Genomic DNA, 13,459 nt, shown 5'->3' with positions numbered 1-13,459 from the left:
ACGACTACCCACATGCAGCTTCATTAGCGGTGTGAAAGTGGAGCACGGGCTGATCCACTCTCAGCAAGAAATCGCGCTTCAGGCGCGACCGAACAAGCCCTTCAGCCACTTCATGAAGCCACGCTGTCGGGGCGGGCTGACGAGCGCAGGTACCGCTGGAGCGGCGGTTTGCTGCGCGGCTGTCGGACGCGCAGCGGGCGTGCGATTCACCGGTGGCGTGGATGCCGCGGGCTTCATCGGCACCGGATTGACGACGCGCGCACCGGACGTGCTCGTGGTGCGCGCGGAGGGTGCGGTGGGTTGAGGCGGCACATTCGCCGCCGCACTCTCCGTGTCGAGCTGTGCGAGCCGGGCCTTCACCGCCTCCGGTGTGTCCTTCGTGGAGAACGTGCTCGTCACTTCGCGCCCGCTCGAGGACTCACGCGCGGTCACCTTGAGGAGCGACTCGTTGTTGACCTCGAAGGTCACCGTCACCTGCACCGCGCCGCGAGGCAGCTTGGGCAGGCCGGCGAGCTTGAGCGTGCCCAGGTACTCATTGTCGGACGCTCGTTCAGAGTCGCCCTGGAACACGGTGAGCTCCAGCTCTGTCTGGCCGTCGCGATGCGTGGACAGCGTGTAGCTCTTGGTGGAGGGCAGCGACGTGTTGCGCTCCAGCACGGGCTTGAAGCGCCCGCCGGGCAGGCCCACGCCGATGGCCATGGGCAGCACGTCGATGAGCACCACGCCCTCGAGCTGTCCCAGGCTGTGCGCCAGGAGCGCCGCGCCCAGCGCCACGGCCTCGTCCGGGTGGACGCCCTTGCTCGGAGGCTTGCCGAAGAAGCGGGTGATCTTCTCGTGCACCAGCGGGAAGCGGCTCTGGCCTCCCACGAGGATGACCTCGTCGATGTCCTTGGGGCCCAGGTTCTTCGCCTTGAGCACCTCGTCACAGACCTTCACCGTCCGGTCGACGAGCCCCTCCGTCAGCTCCACCAGCTTCTGCCGGGTGAGCGTGACGTCCAGGTCGTAGGGCTTGTCGTCGATCATCGTGACGAAGGCGACGTGCACCCGCATCTCCGAACGCTCGGACAGCGCGCACTTGGCCCGCTCCGCCGCGTCGTTGATGCGCTGGAGCGCCACGCGGTCTCCCTGGAACGTGCGGCCCGTCTTCTTCTGGAACTCCTCCAGCAGGTACGTGACGATGGCGTTGTCGAAGTCGATGCCGCCCAGGAACGTGTCGCCGCCGGTGGAGATGACCTCGTAGACGTTGTCGGCCAGCTCCAGCACGGACGCGTCGAAGGTGCCGCCGCCCAGGTCGTAGACGAGCACGCGCTGGTTGAGCTTGCGCCCGTACCCGTACGCGAGCGCCGCCGCGGTGGGCTCGTTCAGGATGCGCTCGACGTAGAGGCCCGCGAGCTTGCCGGCCTCCCGCACCGCGTGGCGCTGGTTGTCGTTGTAGTACGCGGGCACCGTGACGACGGCGCGTGAGACGGGCTGCCCCAGCTGATTCTGCGCCACCTCGCGCACCTCGCGCAGGATGAGCGCGGAGATCTGCTGCAGCGAGTAGACCTTGTCGGACAGCTTCACGCCCGCGTCGCCGTTGGCGCCGGCGGTGATCTCGTAGTGGAACTTGTCCTTGATGTTCTCGACGATGGCCGAGTCGTACGCGCGACCCACCAGCCGCTTGGCGCCGTACACCGTCTGTCGAGGGTTGGTGAGCATCTGCCCCTTCGCGGGGTGGCCCACCACCAGCTTGCCGCGCGTGTTGACGGCGATGATGGAGGGCACCGTGTTGTGCCCTTCACGACTGTTGAGCACGCCCGGCTTGCCGTTGCGCACATACGCGGCGCAGGAGTTCGTCGTCCCCAGGTCGATGCCGATGACCACGCCCGCGCGCTTGGGCTCCTGCGTGCTCAGGTCCAGCGCCTCGTCCGACATCATCGTCACGGGCGCGGCGGCCACCGGAGCGCTGGCGGCCTGCTGCCGGGTCACCACCTGCGGGTTGGCCTGCTCCGCCGGAGGTGGGACGGTGTAGTCCGGGGCCCCGACACCCGAGGGGACGGGGGGAACGTCCGACTGGGCGTGGGGCAGGGCGGCGACCGCGGAGTCGAGGAAGCGGCGCGTCTGCGGGTCCAGCGACAGGAAGCGCAGGCCCATGCCGGCCACGCCCTGGCCTCCCTGTCCGGTGACGAAGTGGACCACGGCCTGGGCGTGGATCAACCGCTCGCCGCTGGCCAGCCGCAGGTCCAGGGCGACGGCCGTGCCGGGCGGCTTCACCGCGCGGGCGCGCAGATAGATGCCACCGCGCGTGACGTTGCCCCCGTACTTCGCCAGGAACTCCTCTGGCGTCGCGAATGGCAGCTTCACGACCAACCCGACCGCCGCCTGATTCGATTCCGTCAAAGCCCGGTTCCTGAGACGTGAGTGGAAAATCCGGTCGGATTATCGCTTGAAGTGCGAGTGAACGGGCGTCAAAAAGTCCGCCCTTCCAGGTTGCGTGGCGGCAACGTACCTCGTATGGAACCGCACCCGCAGGGCGCTGGTGCCTCGCGGGCCCCATGCCCCGGGAGCGCCGCCCATGTTGAACCCCGAGATCCGGCTCGCACTCACCTTCGATGATGTCCTCCTGGTGCCCGCCGAAAGTTCGGTTGTCCCCAAGGACACGGACCTGACGACCCGCCTCACCCGCAACCTCCGGCTGAACATCCCGCTCTTGTCGGCGGCGATGGACACCGTGACGGAGGCGCGGACCGCCATCGCGATGGCGCAGGAGGGCGGCATCGGGGTCATCCACAAGAACATGACGCCCGAGCAGCAGGCGCTCGAGGTGCTCAAGGTCAAGAAGTTCGAGAGCGGCATGGTGGTGGACCCCGTCACCATCGACCCCGAGGCCCCGCTGGGCCGCGCCCTGGAGCTGATGCGCCAGCACGGCGTGTCCGGCATCCCCGTGGTGAAGGGCAAGCGCCTGGTGGGCATCGTCACCAGCCGCGACGTGCGCTTCGAGACCAACCTCACCCAGAAGGTCGAGGCCATGATGACGCGCAAGCTCGTCACCGGCCGCGAGGGCATCAGCCAGGGGGACGCGCAGAAGCTCCTGCACGAGCACCGCATCGAGAAGCTGCTCGTCGTCAACGACGACTTCGAGCTGCGCGGCCTCATCACCATCAAGGACATCGAGAAGCGCCGCACGCACCCCAACGCGGCGAAGGACGCCAAGGGCCGGCTGCTCTGCGCCGCCGCCGTGGGCGTGTCCCCGGACCGCGAGGCGCGCATCGACGCGCTGGTGAAGGCGGGCGTGGACGTCATCGTGGTGGACACCGCGCACGGGCACTCCAAGGGCGTGGTGGACGGCGTGCGCGACACGCGCAAGAACTTCAAGGGCTTCGAGCTCATCGCCGGCAACGTCGCGACGGCCGAGGCCACGCGCGCGCTCATCCAGGCGGGCGTGGACGCGGTGAAGGTGGGCATCGGCCCCGGCTCCATCTGCACCACGCGCGTGGTGGCCGGCGTGGGCGTGCCGCAGGTGACGGCGGTGGATGACTGCTGCCGCGAGGCGGACAAGCACGACATCCCCATCATCTCCGATGGCGGCATCAAGTACTCGGGCGACATCGTGAAGGCGCTGGCGGCCGGCGCGAGCACGGTGATGATCGGCTCGCTCTTCGCGGGCACCGAGGAGGCCCCGGGCGACGTCATCCTGTACCAGGGCCGCAGCTACAAGAGCTACCGCGGCATGGGCAGCCTGGGCGCGATGAAGCAGGGCGCCAAGGACCGCTACTTCCAGTCGGACGTGGACGCGGTGAAGCTGGTCCCCGAGGGCATCGAGGGCCGCGTGCCGTACAAGGGCACGCTCGCCATGAACGTGCACCAGATGCTGGGCGGCATCCGCAGCGGCATGGGCTACGTGGGCTGCGGCACCATCGAGGAGCTGCGCAAGAACGCCACCTTCGTGCGCATCACCTCGGCCGGGCTCAAGGAGAGCCACGTGCACGACGTCATCATCACCGAGGAAGCGCCCAACTACCGCGTGGAGTAGGCGCCCCCCGCGGAAACGAAAAGAGGGCCCGTACCAGGAGGCACGGACCCTCGAAGGGAGCCAGCCCGTCAGGGGCCGGCTCGGACGGCCTGGCTACTTGCGGCCCTTGCGGCCCCCGCCGCTGGGCTCCTCGGCGGACGACGCGGCGGAGATCTTCTTCTCCGCGTTGGCCACCCGGCCCAGGAGCGAGTCCTTGTCATCCGGCTCCAGCGCCTCGATGGCCTGGCGCAGGGTGCCGAAGTCCAGGCGGGCGATGGTGACGGCGTTGCCGCCCTTGATCTCCTGCACGGTGGGCACCTCGACCAGCTCCCGCACGTAGGTCTCGAACTCGATGCGGATGTCGGCCGTCTGCTGGATGCAGTTGTCCTTGGCGTTGACGAACTGCTGGCTGCCCTCGCGGTAGCTCAGGTCCGGGTTGCGGTTCATCGCCTCCTCGAAGGTGGCGGTGCGCTTGCGCAGCGAGCCGTACAGCTCGATGTAGTCCACCAGCCGGTCCGTCTCGGGCCGGTTGACGTTGCGGGCCTTGACCAGCGCGTCGTTGGTGTCGTCACAGGTGAGCTTCTGGAGCTCGGCGACCCCTGGCGTGTCCTTCACCGCCATGTTCTGGGTCTCGCGGTCGAGCCGCTCGTCAGAGGAGATTTCCTTCACGCATCCAGTGGCGGAGAGGAACAAGAGGGTCGCAGCAGTGGAAGCGGACAGGCGGCGGAGCATCCGGACCTCGAACACTTGAGGGGACTTGGGCGTTGCTTTCCGGAAGTTTGTAGCGATAAGGGCCCCCAGCCGTCAACGACGCCCCCTTGGAGAAACTCCGGTGGACCTGCACGCCGAGAAGATCCTGATCCTCGATTTCGGGAGTCAGTACACCCAGCTCATCGCCCGCCGGGTCCGTGAGCTGGGCGTTTATTGTGAAATCCACCGTCCGGACCTGCCGGCCGAGGACATCCGCCGCTTCGCCCCCCGAGGCATCATCCTCTCGGGAGGCCCGGCGTCCGTGGAGGCGCCCGGCTCCCCGCGGTGCGATCCGTTCGTCTTCGAGGCGGGCGTGCCCGTGCTCGGCATCTGCTACGGCCTGCAGCTCACGGCCAAGCTCCTGGGCGGCCGCGTGGACCGGGGCGCCCACCGGGAGTTCGGCAACGCGGAGGTGGAGGTGCTGTCCCCCCGCGGCCCCTTCTCGGAGTTCCGCCCGGGAGACCGCGTCCAGGTGTGGATGAGCCACGGAGACCGGGTGGAGGAGCTGCCCCCGGGCTTCGAGGCGATCGGCCGCAGCGGCAACTCGCCCTTCGCGGCGGCGGCCCACCAGAGCAAGCCCTTCTACGGCCTCCAGTTCCACCCCGAGGTGGTGCACACCCCGCAGGGCAAGGCCATGCTGCGCGCCTTCCTCTTCAACGACTGCAAGGTGTCCGGCTCGTGGACGATGAAGGGCTTCATCGACGAGGCGGTGGCCACCATCCGCAAGCAGGTGGGTGAGCACGGCCGGGTCATCTGCGCCCTGTCGGGTGGCGTGGACAGCTCCGTGGCTGCGCTGCTCCTGCACCGCGCCATCGGCCCCCGGCTGCAGTGCATCTTCGTGGACAACGGGGTGCTCCGGCAGGGCGAGCGGGCCCAGGTGGAGGCGCTCTTCGTGGACCGCTTCCACGTCCCGCTGAAGACGGTGGACGCGCGGGCCCGGTTCCTGGACGCGCTGGCCGGGGTGACGGACCCGGAGAAGAAGCGGAAGATCATCGGCCGCGAGTTCATCGCCGTGTTCGAGGAGGCCTCGCGCGACATCCAGGACGCGGAGTTCCTGGCCCAGGGCACGCTGTACCCGGACGTCATCGAGTCCGTCTCATACAAGGGCCCGTCCGTCACCATCAAGAGCCACCACAACGTGGGCGGCCTGCCGGAGACGATGAAGCTCAAGCTGGTGGAGCCCCTGCGCGAGCTGTTCAAGGACGAGGTCCGCGCGCTGGGCCGCGAGCTGGGGCTGCCCGAGGAGATGGTGTCCCGGCAGCCGTTCCCCGGTCCGGGTCTGGCCATCCGCGTGCTGGGCGAGGTGACGGAGGCCCGCCTGGAGCTGGTGCGTCGCGCGGACGCCATCGTGCAGGAGGAGATTCGCGCCGCGGGGCTCTACAAGGAAGTCTGGCAGGCCTTCGCCGTGCTGCTGCCCGTGCAGAGCGTGGGCGTGATGGGCGACGAGCGCACCTACGAGTCCACCTGCGTGCTGCGCGCCGTCACCAGCGTGGACGGCATGACGGCGGACTGGGCGCGGCTGCCGTACCCGGTCATCGAGCGCATCTCCACGCGCATCACCAACGAGGTGCGCGGCATCAACCGCGTCGCCTACGACGTGTCCTCCAAGCCCCCCGCCACCATCGAGTGGGAGTGAGGGGGTAGGGCGGGGCGCGCGACTCGCGGGCCCCAAGACCCGCTGAAGAAAACGAAAGAGGCTGCCTGGCGTGGAAGCCCAGGCAGCCTCTTCTTGCTTCAGGGACCGGGTCTACTTCAGGAGACCCGGTCCGCTGGAGGGTGCATCACCCCGCCGGCTTGGTGGGGACGGTGGGCACCTGGGTGCTGCCCGGACGCAGCTCCTCGAGGACGCGGGTGGCGCCGTAGATCTTCTTCAGCGACTCGATGATGGCGTCGCTGTGCACGGCCACCGTGCGGTTGACGCTCTCATCGAAGCCGTACTCACCGCCCAGCGACTGGATGTTGCCGTCGAACACCAGGCCGATGATCTCCGCGTCCTTGTTGATGACGGGGGAGCCGGAGTTGCCGCCGATGATGTCGTTGGTGGTGACGAAGTTCATCGCCGTGGCGCCATCGAGGTTCTTCTGGTTCTTCAGCCAGGACGGCGGCAGCGCGAAGGGCTCCTCACCCGTGGCGTGCTCGAAGGCGCCCGCCATCTGGGTGATGGGCTCCACCTTCTTGCCGTCCTCCATGTAGCCCTTCACCGAGCCGTACGACAGGCGCAGCGTGAACGTCGCGTCCGGGTACGTGTTGGTGCCGTAGACCTCGAACTTGGCCTTGGCCACCAGCTCCGCGTTCTTCTTGATGACGGCGTCGACGTTCTCCTCGTAGTTCTTGCGGACCGCGCGGCCATCCGCGTCGAGCGCCAGCGCCAGCTGGATCATCGGGTCCTTGGAGGCCGCGATGGCCGCCTTGCCGCCGTCGAACAGGCTCTTGCGCACGGACACGTCACACACCTTGGAGCCCTTGACGTCCTTGAGGACGCACAGCTTGGAGCCCTTCACCAGGCGGGCCGCCAGCTTGTCGGGGGACTCATTGCCCAGGACCTTCTTGACGAACGGGTGGTTGGAGCCCAGCTCCTCGCGCATCTTCGTCAGGCCGAAACTCAGGCGGAGGATCTCCAGCTCCGGGTAGATGGGAGCGGGGCTCAAGAGCTGCGCCTGGAGCGCGGGCAGGTTGGCCTGGTTGAACTCGCGCAGGCGCTGACCGTTCTCCTTGGGCAACTCCTCGGAGGCGCGCACCAGCGTCTTCGCGATGCTGTACAGGCTGGAGGACAGACCCGCGCCCTGCTCGACGAAGGACAGGTCCTTGCGGAGGTTGACCATCTGCGCCTGGGCCTTGGCGATCTCATCCCACGCGGCGCCGTACTTCTTCTTCATCTCCGGGTTGGCTTCGACCTTCTTGCGCAGGTCCTGCTCGGCGGCGACCTTCTGGCCGAAGAACTTCTTGTCCTGCAGCGCCTCCAGGCGGCCCTTGGTCGCCTTCAGGCCGTTCTCCACGCCGAACAGCAGGTTGTTGGAGATGCGCTTCTGCTCGGGGCCGCGCTTCTGGAACTCGGACACCATGCCGCGCAGCTCGGACATCATGAACAGCATCTTCGGCATGGCCACGTCGCGCTGGTACTCCAGCTCCGCGATGGTCAGCCCGCGCGAGGTGCGGCCGGGGTGGCCGGACACGAAGGTGATGTCACCCTCCTTGGCGCTCTTCTCGGACCACTTGAAGTAGTTGTCCGTCTTGGCCGGCTTGCCGTCCTGGTAGACGCGCAGGAACGTCACGTCCAGGTCCCAGCGGGGGAACTCGAAGTTGTCCGGGTCGCCACCGAAGAAGGCGATGGCGTGCTCGGGCGCCATGACCAGGCGCACGTCCTGGAAGCGGCGGTACTTGTACAGGTTGTACTTGCCCCCCTGGTACAGGGTGACGGCGTCACAGCGCACCTTGGCGTCGCCCGCGGAGCACGCCTGCTCCAGCTCGGACATCTTCGCCTTCAGGGTGTCGGCGTACTGCTTGCCGGACAGGCCCTGCGTCGCCTTGTTCAGCGTCTCGGTGATGTCGGTGATCTGCTCGAGCTGGTTGATCTCCATCGCCGGGCACTGCGTCTCCTCGGCTTCGGTCTTCGCGTAGAAGCCGTTGGCGATGTAGTCCTTCTTCGCGCCGGAGAGCTGCTCGATACAGCCGCGGGCACAGTGGTGATTGGTCATCACCAGGCCGTTGGGGGACACGAAGCTGGCCGAACAGCCGCCCGCGAGCCGCGCGGACGACAGCCGGGCCTTGTCGAGCCACTGCTGGGTGGGCTCGAAGCCGTACTTCTCCTTCACCTTCGCGGACGGGAAGTTGTTGTACGTCCACATGCCTTCGTCGGCCAGGGCCGGAGCGGCGCCGACGAGGGTGGCAATCAGGAACAACCGTTTCATGGACAGGTCCTTTCCAGGGCCGGGGGTGTCGCGGTTCTGCGGTAACCCATTGCGTGGGTCAACCGGGAAAAAAGCCGGGAAGAATTCCCAACCACCCTGAACATCCGAGCGGCCGGGGGATTCCTCTCGCCGGGGCCATACGTGGGGGCTTGGGCTGTGATTTCCAGGGTGTTCGCGCCCGTTCCTGGGATCAGCCGTGATGCGTCGCTTTCCGGGACCGTCCGTCGCGGTGCGTCGAGAGCGGCCTCGGGGCGACTCAGGTCCGCATGGCGACGAGCGGGTCCACGCGGGTGGCCCGTCGCGCGGGGAGCCAGCAGGCCAGCAGGGCGACGAGCGCGAAGAGGGTGGCCACGGCGATGAAGGTCAGCGGATCTGTCGCCGTGACGCCGTAGAGCTGGCTTTCGAGCATGCGGGTCAGCGCCAGGGCGCCCACGAGTCCCAGGGCGATGCCCACGCCCGCGAGCCTCGCGCCCTGGCCCAGGACCAGCATCAGGACATCGCTCGGCCGGGCGCCCAGGGCCATGCGGATGCCCAGCTCACGGGTGCGCTGGGAGACGAGCAGCGAGATGACGCCGTAGAGCCCGTAGGTGGAGAGCACCAGGGCCAGCGCCGCGAAGCCTCCGAGCAGGCCGAGCACGAGCCGGCGGAAGCCGAGCGATTCGGTGATGACCTGGTCCATGGTGAGGGCGCGGAAGACGGGCAGGCCCGAGTCGACGCGGCGCACGGCCTCGCGGACCGAAGGCAGGAGGGTCTCCGGGGGCACCGACGTCCGGGCGACGAGGACCAGGCTGTCATCGCCCCAGGGGCGTCCATACGGGACATGGAGCTCCGCGAGCGGCGTCTTGTCGAGCCCGGCCTGCCGCACGTCGCCGACCACGCCGATGATGGTGTGCGGCCCGGTGCCCAGGCGGAGCTGGCGCCCCAGGGCCTGGCCGTCCGGGAAGTGACGGCGCGCGAGCGTCTCGTTGATGATGACGGTGGCCGGCTGGCCGGGGGCCGCGTCGGAGGCGGTGAAGTCTCGGCCCTGGCGCAGCGGGATTCCGACGGTGGCGAAGAACCCGGGACTGGTGGAGCGTCGCTCGGCGCGGGGCTCGGTGCCGGGTTCCGGCGGGGGTTCGCCCTCGATGACGTAGCGGGCGTTGTTCCAGGCGCGCTGGATGGGCAGGAGCGAGGTCATCGCCGCGGCGCTCACGCCCGGGAGGGCTCGGACCTCCTCGAGGATGGGCTCCAGGAGCGCCTGCGGGACGCGGGCGTCCAGACCTTGCTCGTTGAAGAACCGGCTGTCGGGGATGGCGATGTGCAGCGTGAGGAGCTGCTCGGAGGCCAGGCCGGGCGAGGTTCCCAGGAGCTGGAGGAAGCCTCGGCCCAGCAGGCCCGCGCCGACGAGCAGGACCAGACAGAGGGCCAGCTCCAGGACGACCAGCGTGGAGCGGAGCCGGCGGCCCGAGGGCGGCACGGCGCCTCGGAGGTCGAGCCGGGACAGCTGGAGCGCGGGAAGCAGACCGAAGACCAGGCCACTGGTGATGGAGATGGCGGCGAGGAACAGGAATGAGGCCCCGTCGAGGGCGATGGCCGCCCGGTGAGGCATCGACTCGGGGGCCACGGCGATCAGGCCGTCCAGCCCCCAGCGCGCGAGCAATCCGCCGAGCGCGCCGCCCATGAGCGCGAGCAGGAGGCTCTCGACGAGGAGCTGCTGGATGACGCGGGCGCGGCTGGCCCCGAGGGCCACGCGAACGGCGAGCTCCTGATGCCGGGCGCCGGCTCGGGCGAGCAGGATGTTCGCGACGTTGGCGCAGGCGATGAGGAGGACCAGGGCCACGGCGCCGAGCAGGAGCTTCAAGGGGCCGCTCCAAAGGCGGGTCTGGGCCTCGGCGAGCGATTCGACGCGGGAGGTGCGCTCCTTGAGGGCGTCCGGGCTCTCGGCGGCGATGGCGGCGGTGACGGCCGCGAGCTCCCGGTGGGCGGACTCGACGGTGAAGCCCGGGGCCAGACGGGCGCGGACCGAGAGCAGCGTGGAGAACCGGCCACGGGCATCGGCGGGAGCCACCAACGGGAGCCAGACGTCCATCTTCGGGTCGAAGGACTCGGGGACGACGCCAATCACGGTGTGGGGAATGTCATCGAGGAGCACCGTGTGGCCGAGGACGGCGGGATTGGCGCCGAACCGGCGACGCCACAGGGCCTCGTTGAGGACGGCGACGGGCTCATGGCCGGGCTGGTCGTCGCCGGGGGCGAAGGTACGACCCAGCAACGGGGGCACGCCGTGGACGGCGAAGTATCCGGCGGTGCCACGGATGGCTTCGAGGCGCTCGGAGTCGTCATCGGTGCGGAGGATGGAGCCGCCGACGGTGAAGGCGGTGATGTGCTCGAAGGCCTTGGCCTGATCGCGCCAGTCCCAGAATGTGAGCCAGGACACCGGGCCGCCGCTGCCTTGGGCACGGAACTCGACGAGCGAGACGATTCGCTCGGGTTCGGCGTACGGCAGCGGGCGGAGGAGGACGCCGTGGACGGCACTGAAGATGACGGCGTTCGCGCCGATGCCCAGGGCGAGGCAGAGGATGGCCGCGGCGGCGAAGCCGGGCGCGCGACGGAACGTGCGGAACGCGAAGCGTGCATCCGCGAGCAGGCTGTCGATGACTCTCATGGGGCCGTTCAAGGTGAATTGGGTGGGCGAGCGGAGGCCCGCATCTTGGCGGATGGAGCGGCCGGAACGGCACCCGGAAAGCCCGGGGGCAGCGGGGAAGAACCCGACGAAATCGCCCCCTGGTTCCCCATGGGCTTAGTTTACATAACGCATGTTATCGGACGTAACGACAGAGGGAGAACAGAGGGGAACGGGCTTTCCGTAGGTCTTCCTGGCAGCCCTCCCCAAGGCCCAGGACCTGGTCCCGGATTGGCCCCTTGGCCCCGGCGATGCCGTTGGTCGTCCACCGGGCGCACGAACCGAGCCCACGATCCTGAACCCGAATCGGCGCGGTTCGCTGCCCCGCATTCCGGGCTGCCCACGCCGAACTCGATGACGGGTTCGCTCGTCCGCTCCCACCCGCGCACCGTTCAACGAACCGCATTCGGCACCATGCGCCTGCCCGGCTGGACGCTGGTCGCGACTCCTCGCTTCTCGTGACCACGCTGGACGCGTACCGTGCCCGCCATGCGTTTGCTTCGACGAACCGTGCTCGCCTCCGTGTTCTGCTGCAGCCTGCTCGCCCTGACTGGCTGCCCGGACAAGACCGCCCCCGGTGCCCCCGATGCGAGCGTCGCCGCCGTGCCCAAGGCCCCCAAGACCCCGCCTCCGACGACGTTCGCGCTCCGCTACCAGCCCCTGGCCGATGCCGGCTCGAGCGACCTCGCGGAGATCTCCCTCGAGCCCGGCGACAAGCCGCTCATCCAGCCCACCTCGAGCCTGGAGCTCACGGCCTCGCACGGCCTGCGCAACTACCGGGTCCGCCTGTTCGACGAGGCCGAACGCGCCATGGTCTCCGACGACGTCGCCGAGGAATCCGATGACAAGCTCGTCTACCGCATCGTCCTGCCCCAGCCGCTGAAGACCGGCTTCTCGTACACGCTGGTCGTCGATGCCCAGACCGGCACCGCCTTCACGGACACCCTGGGCCGCGAGGTCGATGAGCTCCGGACCACGTTCCAGATCGCCGGCGAAAAGGAGAAGCCGGCGCCGGCTCCAGCGCCCTCGAAGAAGAAAAAGCGCCGGTAAGCCGGCCCTCGGAACATTCCTGGGACGCGGAGAATGTTCCGCGGCCCCTCATGAATGTTCGAACTGGCCCCAAGAACATTCTTCCGGAGCCCAAGCGGGCCCCAGAACATTCACACCCGCAGCTCAGGCCCGGAACATCCTGGTTCCAGGATGTAGCGCCCTCCCGGGTCCGCTAACGCTCCGCCACGGGCGGCAGCTCCAGCGCGGCCTGAAGCTCCTTCAGCTTCGCCTGGATGACCCGGATGTTCTGCGGACCCATTCGCAGCAGGTGCTTCTGCGCCTTGCTCAAGCCCTCCAGTTCGGGCGACGCGTAGACATACAGCCCGGCCTGCGGCTGGACCTCCAGCGCGCCCTCTGGAACCGGAACCGAGAGCAGATGCTCGATGGCCCGGTTGAGCGTCGAGTCGAACGACTGTCCCGGCGGCGCAATCTCTCCATGGGCCTGGTCGATGAGCGGCTTCAAGTCCTTGAACAGGCTCCGAGCCACCTGCGCATCGAACGTCCCGAACACACGCGCGACCAGGTCGTACCGGGCATGGCTGCGCGGGTCGATGGTCAACTTCTTGTCCTTGCCCTCGACGACCTGGAACCCACCGGCCGGCGCCAGGAACCCCAGCACCATCCGAGGACTCGAGCCATCCGCGACGTTGTTCACGGCCGCCGTCACCCGGCGCACCAGGTCCTTCTCCTGGAGCCAGCGCTGGAGCTCGGCTTCCTCCGACATCCGGCTCGCCAGCTCACGGACCCGGCCGTCACTCTCCGGAAGCGACGCCGTGGGCGCCACGGGCGCGGCCCCGGCATCGACGGGCGTCGGCGCCTCCGCCACCACGGGCACAGGCACGGGCTCCTGGCGGAACACCCCCATCGCCACGGCCACGCCCACTCCCACGGCCACCAGGGGACCTCCAATCAGCGCGGCCTTCTTCCCAGCCGAGCCGGGCTTGGGCGTCTCCGAGCTCTGCGTCGGGTCCGTCGGTTCGCTCATGTGCGCATCCCTCCAGGGTGAGTCACACCCTACAAACGACTCCCCGGCGCATTCCACGGCCCCGGCCACGCGCCGACGCCCGGTTGTTCACCAACGGAGACTCCAGGAAGGGT

The 13,459-nt window shown here is 68.7% G+C and carries 8 protein-coding genes; 3 read left to right on the top strand and 5 right to left on the bottom strand.

All coding sequences use genetic code 11. The annotated features are described in order from the left end of the window. Nucleotides 1-78: 78 nt before the first annotated feature. Nucleotides 79-2,379 carry a TIGR02266 family protein gene (locus FL311_RS06520; RefSeq protein ID WP_141324074.1) on the bottom strand — a complete coding sequence of 767 codons (2,301 nt, stop codon included), beginning with the start codon at nt 2,377-2,379 and terminating at the stop codon, nt 79-81. Between the two features lie 175 nt (nt 2,380-2,554). Between FL311_RS06520 and guaB the strand changes: the two genes are divergently transcribed. Beyond that, complete coding sequence (guaB, locus tag FL311_RS06515; protein WP_141324073.1) at nt 2,555-4,012, top strand: IMP dehydrogenase; 1,458 nt, start codon at nt 2,555-2,557, stop codon at nt 4,010-4,012. Nucleotides 4,013-4,105: 93 nt separating this feature from the next. On the opposite strand, the gene FL311_RS06510 is transcribed toward guaB, so the two are convergent. Next, entirely contained in the window at nt 4,106-4,738 is a 633-nt protein-coding gene (locus tag FL311_RS06510) for a hypothetical protein (protein ID WP_141324072.1), read from the bottom strand. Between the two features lie 85 nt (nt 4,739-4,823). On the opposite strand from FL311_RS06510, the gene guaA reads away from it, so the two are divergent. Beyond that, a complete protein-coding gene (guaA, locus tag FL311_RS06505) occupies nt 4,824-6,377 on the top strand; it encodes a glutamine-hydrolyzing GMP synthase (protein ID WP_141324071.1) in 1,554 nt (517 codons plus the stop codon). Nucleotides 6,378-6,522: 145 nt separating this feature from the next. Here guaA and FL311_RS06500 read toward each other — a convergent pair whose 3' ends face one another. Further along, nucleotides 6,523-8,649 carry a S46 family peptidase gene (locus tag FL311_RS06500; protein WP_141324070.1) on the bottom strand — a complete coding sequence of 709 codons (2,127 nt, stop codon included), beginning with the start codon at nt 8,647-8,649 and terminating at the stop codon, nt 6,523-6,525. A gap of 256 nt (nt 8,650-8,905) precedes the next feature. Beyond that, on the bottom strand, nt 8,906-11,293 hold the full coding sequence (locus tag FL311_RS06495) for an ABC transporter permease (protein WP_141324069.1): 2,388 nt from the start codon (nt 11,291-11,293) through the stop codon (nt 8,906-8,908). 507 nt (nt 11,294-11,800) lie between these two features. Here FL311_RS06495 and FL311_RS06490 point away from each other — a divergent pair. After that, complete coding sequence (locus tag FL311_RS06490; protein ID WP_141324076.1) at nt 11,801-12,361, top strand: hypothetical protein; 561 nt, start codon at nt 11,801-11,803, stop codon at nt 12,359-12,361. Nucleotides 12,362-12,533: 172 nt separating this feature from the next. Here the strand turns inward: FL311_RS06490 and FL311_RS06485 are convergent, their stop codons facing one another. Next, entirely contained in the window at nt 12,534-13,346 is an 813-nt protein-coding gene (locus tag FL311_RS06485; protein WP_141324068.1) for a DUF3014 domain-containing protein, read from the bottom strand. Nucleotides 13,347-13,459: the final 113 nt, after the last annotated feature.

The sequence above is a fragment of the Myxococcus sp. AB025B genome (assembly GCF_006518215.1).
Taxonomy (GTDB): Bacteria; Myxococcota; Myxococcia; order Myxococcales; family Myxococcaceae; genus Myxococcus; species Myxococcus fulvus.
This window is presented reverse-complemented; position numbering and strand designations above follow the sequence as displayed.